The sequence below is a fragment of the Rhodococcus sp. 05-2256-B1 genome, assembly GCF_002258465.1.
Lineage (GTDB): Bacteria > Actinomycetota > Actinomycetes > Mycobacteriales > Mycobacteriaceae > Rhodococcoides > Rhodococcoides fascians.
Map to the genome: position 1 here is coordinate 80082 of NZ_NOZA01000026.1, position 21685 is coordinate 101766.

16 protein-coding genes are annotated in these 21685 nt (G+C 65.6%); 11 read left to right on the top strand and 5 right to left on the bottom strand.

What is annotated here, in order from left to right; genetic code table 11:
• Positions 1 to 9 precede the first annotated feature (9 nt).
• The 5 genes from secD to CH285_RS13840 all read left to right on the top strand — a co-directional run bounded on the left by secD (position 10) and on the right by CH285_RS13840 (position 7795).
• Positions 10 to 1779, top strand: a complete 1770-nt coding sequence (secD, locus tag CH285_RS13820; protein WP_032370472.1) for a protein translocase subunit SecD — start codon at positions 10 to 12, stop codon at positions 1777 to 1779.
• A gap of 1 nt (position 1780) precedes the next feature.
• Complete coding sequence (gene secF / locus CH285_RS13825; RefSeq protein WP_032370473.1) at positions 1781 to 2962, top strand: protein translocase subunit SecF; 1182 nt, start codon at positions 1781 to 1783, stop codon at positions 2960 to 2962.
• A 20-nt stretch (positions 2963 to 2982) separates the two neighbouring features.
• Positions 2983 to 4686: an ABC transporter substrate-binding protein gene (locus CH285_RS13830; RefSeq protein WP_032388433.1), complete on the top strand. Its 1704-nt coding sequence runs from the start codon at positions 2983 to 2985 to the stop codon at positions 4684 to 4686.
• Positions 4683 to 5240: an adenine phosphoribosyltransferase gene (locus CH285_RS13835; protein WP_052066250.1), complete on the top strand. Its 558-nt coding sequence runs from the start codon at positions 4683 to 4685 to the stop codon at positions 5238 to 5240. The genes CH285_RS13830 and CH285_RS13835 overlap by 4 nt, the downstream gene beginning before the upstream one ends.
• Before the next feature lie 299 nt (positions 5241 to 5539).
• Positions 5540 to 7795 (top strand): RelA/SpoT family protein, encoded by a 2256-nt coding sequence (locus tag CH285_RS13840; RefSeq protein WP_167327864.1) that lies wholly within the window; start codon positions 5540 to 5542, stop codon positions 7793 to 7795.
• A gap of 72 nt (positions 7796 to 7867) precedes the next feature.
• On the opposite strand, the gene CH285_RS13845 is transcribed toward CH285_RS13840, so the two are convergent.
• Positions 7868 to 8665: a peptidylprolyl isomerase gene (locus tag CH285_RS13845; RefSeq protein WP_255032314.1), complete on the bottom strand. Its 798-nt coding sequence runs from the start codon at positions 8663 to 8665 to the stop codon at positions 7868 to 7870.
• Positions 8662 to 9525, bottom strand: coding sequence for a peptidylprolyl isomerase (locus tag CH285_RS13850; protein WP_094643249.1), 864 nt, complete (start codon positions 9523 to 9525; stop codon positions 8662 to 8664). The genes CH285_RS13845 and CH285_RS13850 overlap by 4 nt, the downstream gene beginning before the upstream one ends.
• Before the next feature lie 191 nt (positions 9526 to 9716).
• Here CH285_RS13850 and CH285_RS13855 point away from each other — a divergent pair, with 191 nt between their 5' ends.
• From CH285_RS13855 to CH285_RS13865, 3 genes are read left to right on the top strand one after another with little or no spacing between them, the layout of a single operon-like run.
• Complete coding sequence (locus CH285_RS13855; protein ID WP_032372498.1) at positions 9717 to 10409, top strand: MBL fold metallo-hydrolase; 693 nt, start codon at positions 9717 to 9719, stop codon at positions 10407 to 10409.
• Between the two features lie 2 nt (positions 10410 to 10411).
• Complete coding sequence (hisS, locus tag CH285_RS13860; RefSeq protein WP_032388471.1) at positions 10412 to 11683, top strand: histidine--tRNA ligase; 1272 nt, start codon at positions 10412 to 10414, stop codon at positions 11681 to 11683.
• Positions 11673 to 12311 carry a hypothetical protein gene (locus tag CH285_RS13865; RefSeq protein WP_032365086.1) on the top strand — a complete coding sequence of 213 codons (639 nt, stop codon included), beginning with the start codon at positions 11673 to 11675 and terminating at the stop codon, positions 12309 to 12311. The genes hisS and CH285_RS13865 overlap by 11 nt, the downstream gene beginning before the upstream one ends.
• A 13-nt stretch (positions 12312 to 12324) precedes the next feature.
• On the opposite strand, the gene CH285_RS13870 is transcribed toward CH285_RS13865, so the two are convergent.
• A complete protein-coding gene (locus tag CH285_RS13870; protein WP_032370476.1) occupies positions 12325 to 12795 on the bottom strand; it encodes a DUF3237 domain-containing protein in 471 nt (156 codons plus the stop codon).
• A gap of 128 nt (positions 12796 to 12923) precedes the next feature.
• On the opposite strand from CH285_RS13870, the gene CH285_RS13875 reads away from it, so the two are divergent.
• The gene (locus CH285_RS13875) at positions 12924 to 13952 is read left to right on the top strand and encodes an Rv2578c family radical SAM protein (RefSeq protein ID WP_032370477.1); all 1029 of its coding nucleotides are present in this window, start codon (positions 12924 to 12926) and stop codon (positions 13950 to 13952) included.
• A gap of 11 nt (positions 13953 to 13963) precedes the next feature.
• Here the strand turns inward: CH285_RS13875 and ypfJ are convergent, their stop codons facing one another.
• On the bottom strand, positions 13964 to 14881 hold the full coding sequence (gene ypfJ / locus CH285_RS13880) for a KPN_02809 family neutral zinc metallopeptidase (RefSeq protein WP_032370624.1): 918 nt from the start codon (positions 14879 to 14881) through the stop codon (positions 13964 to 13966).
• A gap of 169 nt (positions 14882 to 15050) precedes the next feature.
• Between ypfJ and aspS the strand changes: the two genes are divergently transcribed.
• A complete protein-coding gene (gene aspS, locus CH285_RS13885) occupies positions 15051 to 16838 on the top strand; it encodes an aspartate--tRNA ligase (protein ID WP_027496961.1) in 1788 nt (595 codons plus the stop codon).
• A gap of 81 nt (positions 16839 to 16919) precedes the next feature.
• On the opposite strand, the gene CH285_RS13890 is transcribed toward aspS, so the two are convergent.
• Positions 16920 to 17963: a hypothetical protein gene (locus CH285_RS13890; RefSeq protein WP_027496962.1), complete on the bottom strand. Its 1044-nt coding sequence runs from the start codon at positions 17961 to 17963 to the stop codon at positions 16920 to 16922.
• A gap of 230 nt (positions 17964 to 18193) precedes the next feature.
• On the opposite strand from CH285_RS13890, the gene CH285_RS13895 reads away from it, so the two are divergent.
• Positions 18194 to 21583 carry a transglutaminase family protein gene (locus CH285_RS13895; protein WP_032387320.1) on the top strand — a complete coding sequence of 1130 codons (3390 nt, stop codon included), beginning with the start codon at positions 18194 to 18196 and terminating at the stop codon, positions 21581 to 21583.
• Positions 21584 to 21685 lie beyond the last annotated feature (102 nt).

Sequence of the window (21685 nt, forward strand, 5' to 3'; positions counted from 1 at the left end):
TCACACACCGTGGCACCTTCCAGCGGATCGGTGCATCCCGCCCGCTATCTCGCCGTCTTCGCGGTGCTGATGGCGGCGGTGTATGCCCTGGTCTTCTTCACCGGAGACAAAGACCCCTCGCCGAAGTTGGGAATCGACCTGCAGGGCGGCACGCGAGTGACGCTGACTGCACGCACGCCCGACGGGAATGCGCCGTCGCAGGACAGCCTCAAGCAGGCGCAGCAGATCATCGAGACCCGCGTCAACGGTCTCGGCGTGTCCGGTTCCGAGGTGGTCATCGACGGCGACAATCTCGTCATCACGGTGCCCGGTGACGACAGCTCTCAGGCGAGAACTCTGGGGCAGACCGCTCGACTGTTCATTCGTCCGGTGGTGGGGTCGGTTGCACCATCCGCAGGCCAGGCAACGCCGGGTTCTCCGCAGACTCCGACGGACCCGGCTGCGCCGGCAGATCCGGCGACAGCCGTCGATCCTGCTGCTCCAGCTGCTCCGCAGAGTCGGGTGTTTCCGGCGCAGGATCCGACGACGGTAGACCCGACCCCCGCTCCGACAGCCGGTGCTCCGGCCTCGGACGCACCCGCGACGGACGCCCCGACCTCGAGTGATCCCGCCGAAGACGCGTCGCTGTCCGACGCCGATCGCGCCGCCCAGGAGATCGCCGACGCGAAGGCGCTTCGTCAGAGCGAGGATCAGCAGATACAGCAGCTCGCCATGCAGTCGCTCGATTGCAACGCCGCGGACCCGCTCGCCGGCAACGACGATCCTGCACTCCCGCTCGTGGCCTGCTCCACCGACGGAACAGCTGTCTACCTTCTCGGTCCGACGATCATCGACGGTCAGCAGATCGCCGACGCGACGTCGGGATTCGACAACCAGCAGGCTCAGTTCCAGGTGAGCCTGACGTTCGATTCCGAGGGGTCGAACACCTGGGCGCAGTTCACGGCTGCGAACCTGCAGAAGCAGGCCGCATTCGTACTGGACTCGAAGGTGATCAGCGCGCCGGTCATTCAGGGTGCCACTCCCGCCGGTAGTGCCACGTCGATCACCGGCAACTTCAACGCGCAGAGCGCTTCCGAACTGGCCAACACGCTCAAGTACGGTTCGCTGCCACTGTCGTTCGTGTCCTCCGAGGCCGAAACGGTCTCGGCCACATTGGGATTGGCGTCACTCGAAGCAGGCCTGATCGCCGGTGCCATCGGCTTGGCACTCGTGCTGGTCTACTGCCTGCTGTACTACCGAGCCCTCGGCCTGCTCACGGCTCTGTCGTTGGCGCTGGCCGGGCTCGTCGTCTACGGCATTCTGATCCTGCTCGGCAGGTGGATCAGCTTCACCCTCGACCTCGCCGGCATCGCCGGCCTGATCATCGGTATCGGTATGACCGCGGACTCTTTCGTGGTGTTCTTCGAACGCATCAAGGACGAGATTCGCGAGGGCCGCAGCTTCCGGTCCGCAGTGCCCCGCGGTTGGGCCCGCGCACGCAAGACCATCCTGTCCGGCAACGCGGTCAGCTTCATCGCCGCTGCCGTTCTGTACGTACTGGCGGTCGGTCAGGTGCGCGGCTTCGCGTTCACCCTGGGACTGACGACCATCCTCGATGTCATCGTCGTGGTGCTGGTGACGTGGCCGCTGGTGAATCTGGCGTCGAAGTCGAAATTCTGGTCCAAGCCGTCCGTCAACGGTCTCGGCGCGGTCCAGCAGATCGCGCTCGAACGAAAGCGCGCCGCCAACAAGGCAGTCGCCGTCAAGACCGGCGCCGCGTCGCCGTCGAAGGAGGCATGACATGTCCGATACGGCCACCTCGACCCCATCGCCTCTCGACGATTCGAGCGTCGACCAGTCCACGCAGCCCAGGCACAGTTGGTTCTCTCGTCTCTACACCGGCACCGGTGCATTCGAGATCGTCGGACGCCGCAGGTTCTACTACGTGCTGACCGGCGTCATCGTGCTGATCTGCCTGCTCAGCTTCCTCGTGCGTGGGTTCACGCTCGGTATCGACTTCGAGGGCGGCACCCGCATCGCATTGCCCGCCGCGGACAACATCTCCACCGAGCAGGTCGAAACCGTCTACAACGACTCGCTGGGTATGCCCCCGGTGTCGGTCCAGACGGTCGGCTCGGGTGCCGCGGCCACGGTGCAGATCCGTTCCGAGGCGCTCGATCCAGCCGAAGTCGACACTCTTCGACAGGCGCTGTTCCAGTCCTTCCAGCCGCAGGACAACTCGGGCACCGCAACGCCCAATGCCATCAGCGTCTCCGACGTGAGTGAGACATGGGGGAGTCAGATCACCCAGAAGGCTCTGATAGCCCTCGCGGTGTTCTTGGTGATCGTCAGCATCTACATCGCCATCCGATACGAACGAGACATGGCGCTGGCGGCCCTGGCCGCATTGGGCTTCGACCTCGTCGTGACCGCGGGCGTCTATTCACTCGTCGGCTTCGAGGTGACCCCGGCCACGGTGATCGGTCTGCTGACCATTCTGGGCTTCTCGCTGTACGACTCCGTCGTGGTGTTCGACAAGGTGGAGGAGAACACCCGAGGCATCTTGAACCTGCACCGCAAGACGTACGCGGAGCAGGCCAACCTCGCCGTGAATCAGACTCTGATGCGATCGATCAACACGACCGTGATCGGTGTTCTGCCGGTCATCGCATTGATGATCGTCGCGGTCTGGCTGCTGGGCGTGGGAACGCTCAAGGATCTCGCTCTCGTGCAGCTCGTCGGCATGATCGTCGGTGCCTACTCGTCCATCTTCTTCGCCACGCCGCTGTTGGTGACCCTGAAGGAGAAGTGGGGCCCGGTCGCGGTCCACACTCGCAAGGTCCACTCCAAGCGTGCCGACGCGGCGGCGCGCGCCGCCGGTCTCGCACCCGAACCGGTGGCCGTCGGCGCGGATGTCAGCAAGGCGTCGGCACCGCAGCCCGGCAATCGCCCCACTGGGAAGCGGAACAAGAAGCGCCGATAGCGAGATCGTAGAGATGGAGAGTGCACGTGGAACGTAGGTGGAGCGCGGCACTGCTGGCAGCGGGTCTGGCCGCAGCGTCGCTCACCGCATGTTCGGCCTCGGAGGACAAGGTGCCTTCCATCGGGTACTCGTTCGACAACGTGGTGAACAACTACAACGCCAGGACCGTCGACGGGGCCGCGTCGGGAGCGCGTCAGGCGTTCACACGAGTCCAGGTCGGGTTCAGCTACCTGGGACCGGACGGTGATGCGCTGTCGGACAACGACATCGGTACCGTCGCCGTGGTGCCAGGGGACGTTCTGACGCTGCAGTACACGATCGCGCCTGCGGCGAAATACTCCGACGGCGCACCGATGGCGTGCGATGACCTGGTGCTGGCGTGGGCCGCCAACAGCGGCCGGTTCGCCACCGACCGTCCCCTGTTCGACGCGGCGTCGACGGCGGGATACTCCGACATCGCGAGCATCGACTGCGTCCCCGGGTCCAAGGACGCCACCGTCGTCTTCGCCCCGGGCCGCAGCTACCAGAACTGGCGAGCTCTGTTCGGTGCCACCGATCTGTTGCCCGCACACGTGGCTGCGCGCGCGGCCGGGGTACCGAACGTCGTCGATCCCATAGTGGCCGGCGATGACGGTGTCGTCTCTCGGATCGCCGATTTCTGGAACACCGGGTGGACGTTGACGCCCGGTTCTGTCGACACGTCTCTGTTGCCGTCGGCCGGTCCGTACCGCGTCGACTCGTACACCGCCGAGGACGGGTTGGTTCTGGTCGCGAACGACGCCTGGTGGGGCATTCCGCCGGAGACGCAGAGAGTCGTGATCTGGCCCAAGGGCACCGACGTCCCGGCCAAGATTGCCGATGGATCTCTGGACGTGATCGACCAGGGTGCGGGTGCCATCGATCTGGGTTCGACCGAGGGGTTCGAGACCGTCACGGAACCGTCGCGAGGCGTCGAGCAGCTGACGTTCGCGACCCAGGGCGCGCTGGCGGAGGCGAGCGCTCGCCGGGCCGTGGCCGCATGCATCCCGCGAACGGACCTGTTCGACACACTCGGGCACCCTGGCTTCGAGGCACCGCCGGCCGGGCCCGGCTCCGGCGTCGTCGATTCTCGGCTGATGCAGCCGGACACTCTGGTGTACCCCTCGGTTGCCGCGACGGTCGGGGACCGGTACCAGCGGTCGGACCTGGACCGCGCGGGCAAGGAACTGGCCGCGTCGGGTAACAGTGCGCTGACCGTACGCGTCGGCTACCTGGCACCGGACGCGCGCCGCGCTCAGCTGGTCAGCCGAATGGCGACCGATTGTGCGGCGGCGGGGATCACCGTCGAGGACGCGAGCTCACCGGAGTTCACGCCGTCCGCGCTTCGTGCCGGAACAGTGGACGCCGTTCTCGGCGGCGCGGGGTCGCTGCCAGGGCCGACCGGCTCGGCGTCGTCCGTCGTCGCACGGTACTCGTTGCGAACCGGTATCGGCCTCAACGTGGGCGGGTACAGCAACGGGCGGATCGACTCGATCGTCGACCAGCTGGCGGTGACCGACGATCCCGAGCGCGTGCTGGCGTTGGCGACCGAGGGCGAGAACATTCTGTGGAACGACATGCCGTCGCTTCCGCTGTACAGCGAGCCGCGCACCACCGTCGTGAGCGACGGTATGCAGGACGTCGTGGCCAACCCCACGGCGGCCGGTGCCGGCTGGAACATGGATCGGTGGGTACTTCTGAAATGAGCGATTCGACAGTGGCTCAGGACGGCGGGGTGCGCGGTGATGCCGTGTCGGCCGTGCATCGGCTGACGCGGTGGGTGGACGATTTTCCCGTGGACGGGGTGCGGTTCGGCGACCTGACCCCGGTGTTCGCGGAGGGGCCCGCGTTGCGCAGCGTCGTCACGGCACTGGCGGAGGGTTTCGAGAACGTCGATCTGGTGGCCGGCATCGATGCCCGAGGGTTCCTGCTGGGAGCGGGCGTGGGACTCGAGCTCGGTTGCGGGGTGCTCGCTGTACGCAAGGCGGGCAAACTGCCGCCGCCCGTGCACTCGCGAACCTACGATCTCGAATACGGAACCGCGGAACTGCAGATTCCGACCTCCATCGAGCTGGCCGGTCGACGGGTGCTCGTGGTCGACGATGTCCTCGCCACCGGCGGTACCGTCGATGCGACAGCTCGGTTGTTGGCCGAGCAGGGCGCGGTGGTGGTCGGGGCGACCGTGGTGTTGGAAATCGAGGCGCTCGACGGCCGCAGCAAGTGCAGTGACTACCCGCTCGCCTGCCTGGTTCGAGTCTGAGGACTAAAGTCGACTGATACAGCGTCGACCGGATCTGTCCTGGCGTCGGCGCGAATGTGTGGCAGGAGGTGATGAGAGTGACCCGTTACATCGATCAGCCCTTGCCCGAGCGGCCCGCAGTCGCCGATCGGCCGGGAACCGGTGCGGATTCGGTCGCGTCCGGCGATACGAGCGCGGTCGTCGATACCGCAGTGGTCAACGATCCGGTGGTGGACAGACCGGGCGTGCGCGAGCCGGTGTCGAGTGATTCGGCGCAGGCCGACGACCAGGCGCCGTCGGGTGCACGCAATTCGGCACCCGTGCCCACCTCGGCCTCCCGTCGAGTTCGGGCGCGGCTCGCTCGTCGCATCACGGCCGGACGCAGCGCGGCGGTCAAGCCCGTCCTCGAACCTCTGGTCAGTCTGCATCGCGAGCTGTATCCCAAGGCCGATCTGACGCTGCTGCAGCGGGCCTACGACGTCGCGGACGAGCTGCATTCCACACAGATGCGCAAGTCCGGCGACCCGTACATCACCCATCCACTTGCCGTGGCGAACATCCTCGCCGAACTGGGTATGGACACCACCACGCTGGTTGCGGCCCTGCTGCACGACACGGTGGAGGACACCGGCTACTCGTTGGCCAAGTTGACCGAGGAGTTCGGTGACGAGGTGTCCCATCTTGTCGACGGGGTCACCAAGCTGGACAAGGTCGTACTGGGGACGGCCGCCGAGGGCGAGACCATCCGAAAGATGATCATCGCGATGGCGCGGGACCCGCGGGTGTTGGTCATCAAGGTCGCCGATCGACTGCACAACATGCGCACGATGCGATTCCTGCCCCCGGAAAAGCAGGCCCGCAAGGCCAAGGAAACACTGGAAGTCATTGCGCCGCTTGCTCATCGGCTGGGTATGGCCACCGTCAAATGGGAGCTCGAAGACCTGGCCTTCGCCATTCTCCATCCCAAGAAGTACGACGAGATCGTTCGGTTGGTCGCAGATCGGGCACCGTCCCGCGACACGTACCTCGAGAAGGTACGGGCCGAGATCAACGCCACACTGGCGGCATCGAGAATCAGCGCCGTCGTCGAGGGACGTCCCAAGCACTACTGGTCGATCTACCAGAAGATGATCGTCAAGGGCCGCGACTTCGACGACATCCACGACCTCGTGGGAGTGCGCATTCTGTGCGACGAGATCCGCGACTGCTATGCCGCGGTCGGCGTCGTGCACTCGCTGTGGCAGCCGATGGCGGGCCGCTTCAAGGACTACATCGCGCAGCCACGGTACGGCGTCTACCAGTCGCTGCACACCACGGTGATCGGGCCCGAGGGCAAGCCACTCGAAGTGCAGATTCGCACCAGGGACATGCACCGCACCGCGGAGTTCGGTATCGCTGCTCACTGGCGATACAAGGAGACCAAGGGCAAGCACTCTCAGGACAACGCCGAGGTCGACGACATGGCGTGGATGCGCCAGTTGCTCGACTGGCAGCGTGAAGCGGCCGACCCGGGCGAGTTCCTCGAATCTCTGCGCTACGACCTGGCGGTCAAGGAAATCTTCGTCTTCACCCCGAAGGGCGATGTCGTCACGCTTCCCGCCGGATCCTGTCCGGTCGACTTCGCCTATGCGGTGCACACCGAAGTGGGTCACCGCTGTATCGGAGCCCGGGTCAACGGTCGCCTGGTGGCACTCGAACGGACCCTCGACAACGGCGAGGTGGTCGAGGTCTTCACGTCCAAGGCCGTCACGGCCGGGCCGAGTCGAGATTGGCAGGGCTTCGTCGCGTCACCGCGTGCGAAGACCAAGATCCGTCAGTGGTTCGCCAAGGAACGTCGCGAAGAGGCCCTCGAAGCCGGTAAGGACGCCATCGCGAAAGAGGTCCGTCGCGGCGGACTTCCGTTGCAGCGCTTGATGAATGCCGAGTCCATGTCGGCCATCTCCCACGAACTGCGGTACGTGGACGTGTCGGCGCTGTACACCGCGGTCGGTGAGAACCACGTTTCTGCTCGCCACGTCGTGCAGAGGCTGGTCGCTCATCTCGGTGGTGTCGGTGACGTCGAGGAAGAACTCGCGGAGCGCTCTACGCCGTCGACCATTCCGACCAGACCGCGTCAGGTCGGAGACGCCGGGGTACTGGTCACCGGTGCCGAGGGTGTCGTGGCAAAACTCGCCAAGTGCTGCACCCCTGTACCCGGGGACGAGATACTGGGGTTCGTCACCCGCGGCGGGTCGGTCAGTGTCCACCGCACCGACTGCACCAATGCGCGGTCGCTCGAGGAGCAGTCCGAGCGCTTCATCGAGGTGCAATGGGCACCGTCGGCCTCCTCGGTGTTCCTCGTGGCCATTCAGATCGAGGCCCTGGACCGGCATCGGTTGCTCTCGGACGTCACGAAGGCTCTGGCCGACGAGAAGGTCAACATCCTCTCGGCATCCGTCGCGACGTCGGGCGATCGGGTGGCGATCAGCAAGTTCACGTTCGAGATGGGTGACCCCAAGCATCTGGGGCACGTGCTCAACGTCGTGCGCAACGTGGAGGGCGTGTACGACGTGTACCGGCTCACCTCGGCGGCCTGACCGAATTCCGACCCGATACGACGACAGGGTGAGCAGACATTTCTGCTCACCCTGTCGTCGTCGTGCGGTACCTCAGGTTGCCGAGGTGATGACCACCGGATTCGCTGGTGCTCCGTCCTCTGCACCGCCGCTGACTCCACCGGCCGCAATGGTGTCCAGGGTCTGCAGGCCGGCATCGGAGATGGTGCCGAACACCGTGTACTGCGGCGGCAGCACCGAGTCGGCGTATACCAGGAAGAACTGGCTGCCGTTGGTGTCAGGGCCTGCATTGGCCATGGCCAGGGTGCCACGGGGGTAGACGACCGGGTTCTGGGCCTGCGCGGGATCGTCGGCGAACGCGGTTGTGGGGTATTCGTTGGCGAAGCTGTAGCCGGGGCCGCCACGACCCGATCCCGACGGGTCGCCGCATTGCAACACTTCGAGGCCGGGGGAGGTGGTCAACCGATGACACGGTGCGCCGTCGAAGTAGCCCTGCTGAGCCAGGCTGACCACACTGTTGACGGCGCACGGGGCCTCGGTACGGTCGAGCGTCATTCCGATGTCGCCCTGGGTCGTCGACAGCGTCACGTCGACCGTTCCGAAGACGTCGATGTTCTCGGTCGGAGGCGGAGCAACCTCCTTGGCGGCCGGAGACTCCGCCGGGTACGCACACGAGACCGTATCGGTGGTCGGTTGCGGAACGGGCGGCAGCGCACCGAACCGCGACAGATTCAGCGGCGGCCGCGGGGTGGTCGTCGTGGCCGCCGTCGAGGCAGCGGTCGTCGAACCGGCCGGAGTGGGCGTGGCAGCGGTCTCTGTGGATCCGGAGCAGCCGGCGAGAAGAAGTACCGCAGCGGAGGCTGCGATCACCAGACCGGGTACGCGTGTCACAGGTCGCTCTGCATGGAGGTGATGTCCACCGGCTCGGCCGGTGCGCCGTCGGAGGCACCGCCCTGCGCACCCTTGGCCGCGATGGCATCCAAGGTGGCGAGACCGGTCTCGTCGATCGTGCCGAAGGCGGTGTAGGCGGGCGGGAGTTGCGAATCGCCGTAGACGAGGAAGAACTGGCTGCCGTTGGTGCCCGGGCCGGCGTTGGCCATCGCCAGGGTTCCGCGGGGGTACAGGACAGGAGTCTGCGCGGCAGGATCGCCCTCGGCGTACGTGTCGGTGGGGAACTCGTCGGCGAACTGGTAGCCCGGCCCGCCACTACCGGAGCCGGTGGGATCGCCGCACTGCAGCACCTGCAGGCCGGCACCCGTCGTCAGGCGGTGGCAGGTGGTGCCGTCGAAGTAGCCCTGATTGGCCAGGGACACGAAACTGTTCACCGTGCACGGGGATTCGGGGTTGTTCAGTGTCAGGCCGATGTTGCCGGCGGTGGTGGCCATGCTGTAGCTCAAGGGCTCGTCGCTGGTGGGGATGTTCTCGGTGCGGGGAGGGGTGTTGGGCTTGGCGGCCGGCTGTTCGGCGGCAGGGTACGAACAGTTCACCGTCTCGGGCAGCGGTTCCGTACGGCCCGCAGCGATGATCGAATCGGCCGGTGCAGACGTGGTCGAGTCCTGCGCCGTGCTCGCGTCGTCGTCACCGCGGGTCACCACGAAGACGACCGAGACAACGGCCACGACCGCAACCACACCGAGGATGGAGCCGGCGATCGTCAACTGCTTCCGACGTCGTGCTCGCTCTGCACGTCGTACGAGTTGGCGTTCGAGCTTTCGCTTGGCAGCCTCGCGCCGTTGCTCGTTGCTGGGCAATTCGTGTCCTCCCGCTTGTCCTGGTTCGACCACGCCTGCTCGCTGAGCGGGTGGGTCGTGTGGTAGCCGGCCGAAAATCGGCCAACGCGAGTTTGCCATCATTGCCTGAGAGCATGCTGGGGGGACCCGACGAGAACCTCCCCACTAAGCTGGCTCGGTACTTCGGCCTCTGCCTCTTAGGAGCGATTGTCTTGCTCGTCACCGGATTCCCCGCAGGAATGTTTCAGACGAACTGCTACATCCTCGCTCAGGACGACGCCTCCGAGTGCGTCGTGGTCGATCCCGGCCAGGATGCCGCCGATCCGTTGGTCGACTTCCTGACGCGATCCTCGCTGACCCCGACAGCGGTGCTGCTGACCCACGGTCATCTGGACCACACGTGGTCCGTGGAGCCGGTCTGCTCGAAGTACGGAATCCCCGCATACATTGCGCCCGAGGACCGATACATGTTGGCGGACCCGATCAAAGGGACCGGTCCGACGCTCGCTGCAGTGCTCGGCGACCTCGAGTTCCACGAGCCGGACGAGGTGATCGAGTTGGCACACGAGCAACGTCTGAGCCTCGCGGGAATCGACTTCACTGTCGTGCACACTCCGGGGCACACGCAGGGCTCGGTGGTGTTCCTCGCCGAGGCGGACGGCCCCGACGGGAATGTTCCGTTGGCGCTGACCGGCGACACCCTGTTCGCCGGGTCGATCGGCCGGACAGATCTGCCCGGCGGCGACCACGATCAACTTCTACGGTCCATCGCGTCGCGGTTGCTGCCGCTGCGCGACGAGACCGTCGTGCTCCCCGGACACGGCGGACAGAGTTCCATCGGTCAGGAACGCGGGTCCAATCCGTTCCTCGTTGGACTCGGCGACCCCGAGCAAGGAAAGCTGTGACCGTGAGCAAGCCGACCACCTTTTCCGCGCCCAAGGGCATTCCCGATTACTTCCCCCCGAATTCGGCCGAATTCGTCGCTGTCCGGGAGGGCCTCCTCGGTGCCGCCCGCGCCGCCGGGTACGGCCATATCGAACTCCCGATCTTCGAGGACACCGGGTTGTTCGCCCGGGGAGTCGGCGAATCGACCGACGTGGTCAGCAAGGAGATGTACACCTTCTCCGATCGCGGCGACCGATCGGTGACATTGCGTCCCGAGGGCACCGCCGGGGTCATGCGCGCTGTGATCGAGCACGGCTTGGACCGCGGGGCGCTGCCGGTCAAGTTGGCCTACGCCGGACCGTTCTTCCGGTACGAGCGCCCGCAGGCCGGCCGCTACCGCCAACTGCAGCAGGTCGGTGTCGAGGCGATCGGCGTCGACGACCCGGCGCTGGACGCCGAGGTCATCGCCGTTGCCGACGCCGGGTTCCGCGCCCTCGGTCTCACCGGGTTCAGGCTCGAGATCACCTCGCTCGGTGACGACACCTGCCGCCCGCAGTATCGAGAGTTGCTGCAGCAGTTCCTCTTTGCGCTTCCGTTGGACGAGGACACGCGTCGACGCGCCGAGATCAACCCGCTGCGGGTTCTCGATGACAAGCGGCCGGAGGTTCGCGAGATGACTGCCGACGCGCCGTTGATGCTCGACCATCTCTCCGATTCTGCGAAGCAGCACTTCGACGAGGTGCTGGCCTACCTCGATGTGATGAATGTTCCGTACCTGGTCAACCCGCGCATGGTTCGTGGACTCGACTACTACACGAAGACGACGTTCGAGTTCGTGCACGACGGCCTCGGGGCCCAATCGGGCATCGGCGGCGGCGGCCGCTACGACGGCCTGATGGAGCAGTTGGGCGGGCAGGCGCTGTCGGGTATCGGATTCGGGCTCGGTGTCGACCGCACCGTCCTCGCGTTGGCCGCCGAGGGCAAGACCGCAGGCACGACGTCGCGGTGTCAGGTGTTCGGCATCCCGATGGGTGCCGCGGCCAAACTCGCGATCGTCGACATCGCGGCGCAGTTGCGTGAACGTGGCATCGCGGTGGACATGGCGTACGGAAATCGCGGCATGAAGGGAGCGATGAAAGCGGCCGATCGTTCGGGAGCCCGATACGCACTCGTGCTGGGCGATCAAGAGCTGTCGGCCGAATCCATCGTGATGAAAGACCTTTCGAACGGCGAGCAGGAGACGGTCGCGTTGGCCGACGTGGTCGACGTCCTCGGAGTGCACCTTGGCCGATGACCCTCGGCCCTCGGCGGGTCCGGTAGCCCTCGATCTGGTCTCGGCGGAGTTCCTCGCGCCGCGGTTGCGCAAGATCGTGGTCGGTTCGCTACTGGTCGGAGTCGTGCTGGGCGTCGTTCTGGCGCTCGTCGTCCCCGTGTGGGTGGCAGTCCTCGTCGGAGTGATCGTCGGTGGTCCGGCGGCGCTGTCGGGTTGGCTGGGATTGCGCCGCCGGGTGTGGATCGACGGGCCACGGCTGTGCGCTCGGGGACTGCGTACCCGACGGCTGAACATGCCGGAGGTGGTGACGGCGGAAATGACCATCCGCACGGCCGGAATCGACCAGATCTCGCTGCGGCTCTACGACGGTCGTACTCGTATCGTTCTGCCGTTGGCGCTCTACACCAGGGGTGGCGGCCGCGAACTGCCGATTCTTGCGTTGCGCACGCTCGCCGATTCGCTGTGGACCACCGAACTCGTTCCCGCGGCGGCCATCGCGTCGGTGCTGGTGGATCAGCTGCGGGCCGAGGCGCGCGACGCCGGGCTGGACGAACGGCCCCTCTACCGAGCGATCGAACTGGTTCGCAGCAAGGGTCGCACTCCGCACGCGACGTTGACCGACCGGGAGGTCGCGCAGCTGCTCGGATGAGAGCGGACGGCTCTCAGGTCACCAGGAATGCGTCGAGCACCACGGCCTCGGCCGATCGTGAGCCGGAGGTGACGACGAGGGCCCGGTTGAGGTACGTGAACTTCGGAACAGCGGTCGACACTCGCAACGTGCCGCGGAAGTAGTAGGTCGCCGGGTCGACCTCTCGGTCGGGATCGTTCAGAGCGTCGATGACCTCGGCCGGTCCGAACTGGACTCCTCGGTAGTCGAGCGAAAGGTAACCGCCGGTTGCCAATTCGAGGACGAGATCGCTGCTGAACTCGGTGCACCCGTCGGGCCGGGTGACGCTGACGACGGTCGATCGAGCAGCCAGAGTGCCCTCGATGTCCGGGCCGGGTGCGGCCCCGCCGAGGACGGTGGTGACGACTCGGTCGCCTTCGGGCACCGAACCGATCTCGATGGCCGGTCCCAGGGTGAGGCCCAGGCGCAGAATGGGTTCCAGGGTCGGTGTGTTCGGGGCGGTCACGTGCGGTGCACTCCTAGGATCGACTTCGGGCCCTACGCTATCGCTTGTCGGCTGCCGGACCCGACCGGGGGATGCGGGGGAGCGATGCCGACCTTGACACGGCATAGAACAAATGTTCGACTGTGTGCATGCGATGGGCCGGTCAGACTCTCGATGCCGCAGACGAGGGCGCGCTACCGGGGCTGGAACGGTCCGGGCTCGTCCGCAGCGTGCAGACCCCGGAGTTCGAGGGCATCACATTTCACGAGGTGCTGTGCAAGAGTGCCCTGAACGAGGTTCCGGGCGAATCGCAGGTGCCGTTCTCGTGGACCGTCAATCCGATGCGCGGATGCTCGCATGCGTGCCGGTACTGCTTCGCGAGGCCGACACACGAATACCTGGACCTCGATTCCGGCAACGATTTCGACTCGCAGATCGTCGTCAAGACGAACGTTGCGGCAGTCCTCCGCAAAGAGCTCGCACGTCGATCCTGGAAGCGGGAGCCGGTCGCGCTGGGGACCAACACCGATCCCTATCAACGCGCCGAGGGGCGATATCGGTTGATGCCCGGCATCATTCGCGCGTTGACCGAGTCGGGTACGCCGTTCTCGATCCTGACCAAGGGAACGCTGTTGCGACGGGATCTGCCGCTGCTGACCCTGGCTGCACAGAAGGTCGACGTACACGTGAGCATCAGTTTGGCGATCCACGATGCAGATTTGCAGAAGCAGCTCGAACCCGGAACACCAAGTCCGCGAGCAAGGTTGGACCTCATCCGCGCCGTGCGGGATGCGGGACTCGACTGCGGTGTGCTGGTGGCGCCGGTCATTCCGTTTCTCACCGACGGAGCCAAACAACTCGACGGGCTGATCGCTGCGCTGGCCGAGGCCGGGGCGACGACCGTCACGGCGCTGCCGATGCATCTTCGATCGAGCACCAAGGACTGGTACATGAGCTGGCTGGTGAAGGAGCACCCGGCGTTGGTACGCAGATACCGCCAGCTCTACGGACACGGGGCGTACGTCACTCCGGAGTACAAGCAGTGGCTGAAGGCGAGAATCGATCCGCTGCTCGACACCTACGGTTTCGCCGCCGACCAGACCCGCGCGTTGCCCGCGAACGAGCCTGCCGAACCCCGCGGGTTGGTGACCTCGGGGCCGGCACTCACGCTGTTCTGAGCAGTACTGGTTCAGGGATTGTCGAGGTCGCGAGCCGAGAACGTGTCGCAGGCGGCCACTTGTCCGGTCTCGTAGCCGGTGGAGAACCACGCCTGGCGCTGGGCGGACGAGCCGTGCGTCCAGCCCTCGGGGTTGACCCGGCCGGTGGACGCCTGCTGAATCCGGTCGTCGCCCACCGAGGATGCGGCGGACAGTGCGTCGTCGATCTGGGCGGAGGTCAGCGGTTCGAGAAATGGGACGCCGCTCTTCGGGTCGACGGTCTCGGCCGCGTAGTGCGCCCAGATTCCTGCGTAGCAATCGGCTTGCAATTCCACCCGCACGCCACCGGACTCGGGACCCTGAGGGTCTTGCTGTGCGCGCCCGATGTCGCCCAACTGGTTCTGGATGTGGTGGCCGATCTCGTGCGCCACGACGTACTCCTGTGCCAGTGGCCCACCGCTGGAGCCGAACTGATCGACCAGGACCTGAAAGAAGCTCGTATCGAAATACGCCGTGGAATCGGCCGGACAGTAGAACGGCCCGACGGCGCTGGTGGCGTTGCCGCAGCCGGTGTTCGTTGCTCCGGAGAACAACCGCACGTCCGGCTGGACGTAGGCGACGCCGGTTTGAGGCTGCAGCTGCGATTCCCAGACGGTGTCCAGGCTTCCCACCGTGAAGTCGACGCGGCAGTTCACGTTGCTGTTCGCGTCTGCTACGTCGCAGTCGAGTGTTCCGGACGACCCGTCCTCGCCCTGCCCGGCGGAGCTGTCGCCCCCACTGATTTGGTTCAGTATTGCTCCCGGGTCGCCGCCGAAGAGCAGCGCGAGGACGATGATGACCAGCCCACCCGCGCCACCGCCGATCGCCAACTTGCCGCGTCCGCCGCCTCCGCCGCTACCACCGACGGAGACTCGGCCCGGTGTCGTTTGCGAGCCTTCTCTGAACGTCATGCTGGAGTTCCCCTCCGCCGAGCCCGCATACTCCGTGCGAACCGATACCGCCACTGTCGGTCTTAGCTTCGCATGCCGGGACGGGATCTCGTTTCCTTCTGCGGCGATGCGCTCCGTAGGATCGGTGAGCGAAGAACACGATCAGCGGATTTTTCTCGAAAGGACACCCGTGCTGCGCACCCATCTCGCCGGCTCATTACGCCCCGAGCACGTCGACCGAACTGTGACGTTGACGGGATGGGTGGCCCGTCGACGCGATCACGGTGGCGTCATCTTCATCGATCTGCGTGACGCATCCGGTGTGTCTCAGGTCGTCTTCCGCGAGGGAGCAGCGCTCGAGCAGGCCCACCGACTGCGCGCCGAGTACGTGGTGAAGGTGACCGGCAAGGTCGAGGGTCGTCCCGAAGGCAACGCGAACTACGAGATCCCCACCGGTGCCATCGAGGTCGAGGCATCCGAGATCGAGGTCCTGTCCGAGGCCGCACCGTTGCCGTTCCAGCTCGACGATCAGCCCGGTGAGGAAGCACGCCTCAAATACCGCTACCTCGACTTGCGCCGTGAGGGCCCCGGCCATGCCATTCGACTGCGTTCGCACGTCAACGCCGCCGCCCGATCGGTTCTGGCGCACCACGAGTTCGTCGAGGTCGAGACCCCGACGCTGACGCGTTCCACCCCCGAGGGCGCACGGGACTTCCTCGTTCCCGCTCGTCTGCAGCCGGGTAGCTTCTACGCACTGCCGCAGAGCCCGCAGCTGTTCAAGCAGCTGCTGATGGTCGGAGGTATCGAGCGGTACTACCAGATCGCTCGCTGCTATCGAGACGAAGACTTCCGGGCCGATCGTCAGCCCGAGTTCACCCAGCTCGACGTCGAGATGAGCTTCGTCACCCAGGACGACGTCATCCTGTTGGCCGAAGAAATTCTGGCGTCGCTGTGGAAGCTCGTCGGGCACCACTTCACGGCACCCATCCCGAGGATCACCTACGCCGAGGCCATGCGCCGGTACGGCTCCGACAAGCCCGATCTTCGATTCGACATCGAACTGGTCGAGTGCACGGATTTCTTCTCCGACACCACGTTCCGCGTCTTTCAGGCTCCGTACGTCGGTGCGGTCGTCATGCCCGGCGGTGCGTCGCAGCCCCGTAAGCAGCTCGACCGTTGGCAGGAATTCGCCAAGCAGCGTGGACACAAGGGCCTGGCCTACGTGCTGGTCGGTGAGGACGGCACCCTCGGCGGCCCGGTCGCGAAGAACTTGACCGACGCCGAACGGGACGGCCTCGCTGCGCACGTCGGCGCGAAGAACGGCGACGCGATCTTCTTCTCCGCCGGTCCGGTCAAGGCCTCCCGCGGACTGCTCGGCGCCGTCCGCGGCGAGATCGCACGCAAGCTCGACCTGATCGACCCCAAGGCGTGGGCGTTCGTGTGGGTCGTCGACGCGCCGCTGTTCGAGCCCACGTCCGACGCCACCGCCAGTGGCGACGTCGCCGTCGGGTCCGGGGCGTGGACGGCCGTGCACCATGCGTTCACGTCGCCGAAGCCGGAGTCGATGGACACATTCGACACCGATCCGGGATCTGCTCTGGCCTACGCCTACGACATCGTCTGCAACGGAAACGAGATCGGCGGCGGCAGTATTCGTATCCACCGCAAGGACATTCAGGAACGAGTGTTCGCGATCATGGGGATCGGCAAGGAAGAGGCCCAGGAGAAGTTCGGCTTCCTTCTCGATGCCTTCAGCTACGGCGCGCCGCCGCACGGCGGAATCGCGTTCGGTTGGGATCGCATCACCGCGCTGCTTGCCGGAGTCGATTCCATCCGTGAGGTCATCGCATTCCCCAAGTCCGGTGGCGGCATCGACCCGTTGACCGACGCGCCCGCACCGATCACCGCGCAGCAGCGCAAGGAATCGGGCGTCGACTTCACGCCGGAGAAGAAGGAAGAAGCGCCGACAGAGGCCTAGCCTCCACCCGAGGTCCGCAAGAACGAATGTCCCCGTAACGCAGTGCGTTACGGGGACATTCGCGTCTGTCGTGGTGCGAGATCAGCGCGCGGGAGTCAGGGGCCCGCCGGTGAGTACGCGGTAGGCGTAGTTGGTGGCGATCACCGAGACCGGAAGGGTGACGAGCAGACCGAGGCCGCACAGCACAATGCCGATGAAGTTGATGGCGGCGAGGGCCAGCAACAGCAGCAGGACCGGGCCGAAGTTCTTGACCGTCAGGTCGATGGACGACTTGATCGACTCGATCGCCGACTGGTTTCGATCGATCAGGAAAGTCAGTGCGAAGTTCGCGAGGAAACCGATCACGACCAGCAGGACGGTGCCCAGGAACGGAACGAAGCTCAGCACGACGCTGGCCACCGTCCAGATCACAGCCAGTACCGCAATCTGCGGAACGTTCGTGAGTTGGAAGAACCTGCCGAACGTCGGCTTCTGTGGACCACCCGTTTCGTCCAACGCTCCCCGTACGTATGCCGCATTCACGAAGTAGGACACGAATGTCGCGATCGTGGTCACCACCAGGAATGCGCCCGACGTCGCCGCGACGGCAGTACTTTCACCTCGGTCGGCAGCAGCGACCGCGGCCGTCAGGGTCGATGCGAACGTGACGATGAACACGGCGACGCTGACCGCCCACACGATGGCCGTGATACCGAGCCACGGTCCGGTGTTGGCCTTGAACTTGTCGAAGCCGTAGCTCAGTGCAGCACCGACGTCGAGTCGACCGGGGTTGGGTCCGAGAGGTGTCTGTCCGTAGTTCTGATTTCCGTAGTTCCCGTAGTTTCCCGGCGGCGGTGGGTAGTTTCCGGGAGGGGGTGGGTAGCCGCCCGGAGGCGGATAGCCGCCCTGAGGTGGGTAGTTTCCGGGCGGCGGTGGGTAGTTTCCGGGAGGGGGAGGATAGCCGCCCTGAGGCGGGTAGTTGCCTTGGGGCGGGTAGTTGCCGGGCGGTGGCGGGTAGCTGCCCTGATGCGGGTAGTTGCCGGGTGGTGGGTACCCGTTTCCCGGTGTCTGCGGCGTGTTCGGGTCCGGCTGGTCCGGGTTGGGTCCGCGACCGTATTGCGGTCCGTCGGGCGGGTTTTCACTCACGGTTCACCCTTCATGTCTGGCGTGGTACGTCGACGATTCGTCCGCATTTTCGAAGCTGAGCGAACCGTAGACCGATGAGGCGTGTCAAGGCGTTCGACACGTGGACGGTCGTGCGGGCCCGAATACCGTCGGGCATCGTCGATGGTTCGAATTCTTGCCGAGCGCACCGGGCCGGGGCCCACTAGGGTTGTTGTTTCTACCCATACCGGGACTATCACGAGGGGCTCGCCGTGGGCATCAAGGTTGCACTCGAACATCGCACCAGTTACCGATTCGACCGCACGGTCAAGATCTTTCCGCACGAGATCAGGCTGCGACCGGCACCGCATTCGCGCACTCCCATCGAGGCGTATTCGCTGAAGATCGAGCCGGCCGAGCATTTCGTCAACTGGCAGCAGGACGTCTTCGGCAACTTTCTCGCCCGCGTGGTGTTCCCCGAGCGAACCGACCATCTGTCCATCACGGTCGGACTCGTTGCGGACATGGCGTCGATCAATCCGTTGGATTTTTTCGTCGAGGAATGGGCGGAGCACTTCGGCTTCGCATACGAGGAACACGATCTGCCCGATCTCGAGCCCTATCTTCGCCCGGTGGACGAGGACAAGGCCGGTTCCGGGCCCGGGCCGGTCGTGTCCGCGTGGGTGGAGAAGCTGCAGGCCGCCGTCGTCGAGCGCGGAGAATCGTTGCGCACCATCGACTTTCTCGTCATGGCCAATCAGGCCGTGATGGCGGACGTCGGCTACTCGGTGCGGATGGAGCCCGGAGTGCAGACCCCGGACCTGACGTTGACGTCCGCCGTGGGATCGTGCCGTGACTCCGCGTGGTTGCTGGTGTCGGTCCTTCGTCAGATGGGCCTGGCCGCGCGTTTCGTCTCGGGTTACCTCGTCCAATTGTCCTCGGACGTGAAATCGCTGGACGGTCCGTCCGGGCCGGTCGAGGACTTCACCGACCTGCACGCCTGGACCGAGGTGTATCTCCCCGGTGCCGGTTGGGTCGGAATGGACCCCACCTCGGGCCTGTTCGCCGGCGAGGGGCACATTCCACTGTCGGCCACGCCGCATCCGTCGACCGCGGCCGCAATTTCCGGCGCGACGAGCAAATGCACAGCCGAACTGGACTTCTCGAACACTGTGGTGCGTGTTCACGAGGATCCGCGTACAACGTTGCCATACACGGCCGAGCAGTGGGACGCGATCGAGGCCACGGCCGAGAAGATCGACCGGCGCATGCTCGATCAGGACATTCGATTGACCGTCGGTGGTGAGCCGACGTTCGTCGCCATCGAGAACCAGGAAGCGCCCGAGTGGAACACCACCGCAGACGGTCCGCACAAGCGCAAGCTGGCCAGCGTTCTCGCAGAACGACTTCGAACCATCTACGCGCCCGACGGCATGGTCCAGCGCAGCCAGGGCAAATGGTATCCCGGTGAGCCTCTCCCACGATGGCAGGTGGGTTTGTTCTGGCGCACCGACGGCCAGGCACTGTGGCACGACTCGGACCTCATAGCCGATCCGTGGTCGGCGCACGATCTGCGTCCTGATCCAGTCGACAATTCCGTATCGCAGAAGCTGATCGACCGACTGGTCGACGGATTGGGTCTGCCCGCCTCGCAAGCGCGTCCGGCCTACGAGGATCCGCTCGTCAAGCTGTTGGATCTGGTGCGTCAGCCCTACGGGGATCCTCCGGCCGACGCCGACGATCTCGAACCGGGGACAGATTCCGCAGCTGCGAGAAGGCTTCTCCTCGAACGGCTCGACGCCAGTACCGACGAACCGGCGGCATTCGTGCTGCCGATCTCGCGGACCGAGGACGGCACTGGCTGGCAGAGCGCAGACTGGAAGCTGCGACGTGGGCGAATCGTGTTGTTGGAGGGGGATTCTCCCGCCGGGCTCCGTCTGCCGCTACGAGCGATCTCGTGGGACGGGGGTCCGGTCGAGAACCCGGCCGATCCCACCGCACCGAAACCCGATCTGCCGACCCCGCAGCTGACGCAGCAACCACCCCGGGCCGTCGACCCGGCCGAGTCGCGCTACGCGCAGGCGGTGCGGGAGACGTCCGGAGTGGGTGGAACTGCGGTGACCGCACTGGTCGCCGAGGTACGCGACGGCGTACTGCACGTGTTCATGCCGCCGATGGATCGATTGGACGACTTCGTCGATCTGGTCTCTCGGGTGGAGCGCGCCGCATCCGCGATCGAGACACCGGTCGTCCTCGAGGGTTACGGCCCGCCTTCGGATCCCCGTATCCAAACCCTCACGGTCACTCCGGATCCCGGGGTCATCGAGGTGAACGTTCAGCCGACGTCGTCGTGGGCGGAGCAGAACGAGCTGATGGAGCGCTTGTATCTCGAGGCGCGTAAATCACGGTTGAGTACCGAGGGTTTCGACAACGACGGCACCACTCGCGGCACCGGCGGTGGCAACCACATCACTCTGGGTGGCGTCACACCGTCCGATTCGCCGGTGCTGCGCCGACCGGACCTGCTGGTGTCTCTGTTGACACACTGGCAACGTCACCCGTCGCTGTCGTACCTGTTCTCGGGTCGATTCATCGGTACCACCTCGCAGGCCCCCCGAGCCGACGAAGGTCGTGAGGAGTCGCTCTACGAGCTCGAGGTTGCGTTCAGCGAGATCAAGCGTCTGACCGGTGCTGACCGTTCGGCATCGCCGTGGGTCGTCGATCGGGCGCTGCGGCACCTGCTCACCGACATCACCGGGAACACGCACCGTGCCGAGTTCTGCATCGACAAGCTGTACAGCCCCGACTCCACCCGCGGCAGGCTCGGTCTGCTCGAACTTCGCGGATTCGAGATGCCGCCGCATCATCAGATGGCGATGGTGCAGTCCTTACTCGTGCGCTCGATGGTCTCGCGATTCTGGGATACCCCGCTCGAAGCACCACTGATTCGGCACGGTGCCAACCTGCACGGTCGATACATGTTGCCGCACTTCGTGATCGGTGATATCGGCCGGGTCGCCGAGGACCTCCGCGAGCACGGCATCGAATTCGATACCAGCTGGCTGGACCCGTTCACCGAGTTTCGTTTCCCGCGCATCGGTACCACCGTCGTCGGCGATGCCGAGATCGAACTGCGCGGTGCAATCGAGCCGTGGAACACGCTCGGGGAGGAGTCGACGTCGTCGGGCACGGCGCGCTACGTGGACTCCTCGGTCGAGCGCATCCAGGTTCGCGTTGCCGGTGCCGATGTGGGCCGCTACCTGTTGACCTGCAACGGGGTGCCGGTACCGATGTTGCGCACCGAGCGACAGGACGTCCAGGTCGCCGGAGTTCGCTATCGCGCCTGGCAACCGCCGAGCGCGCTGCACCCCACGATCGAGGTGCAGAGTCCCTTGCGATTCGATCTGGTGGAGATGCAAACCGGACGCGCAGTCGGCGGGTGCTCGTATCACGTGGTGCACCCCGGCGGACGGTCGTACGACGGTCCACCGGTCAACTCGGTGGAGGCGGAAGCGCGACGCAACGGTCGTTTCGAGGAGGGCGGGTTCACGTCCGGCAAGGTGGACATAGCAAGATTGCTCGAGATGCACGCTCGCCAAGCGATCGACGTGACTGCGCCCGGCATGCTGGACCTGCGCCGGACCGGGGTTCACACGTCCTGAGGCGGGCAAGAAAAGAACGAGTCGACCGGTAGCGATTTCGGTCCGACGCGGAACGGGTGGATTCGGCAACGACCACGCCTCATCCGGCGACGGAGTGTGATC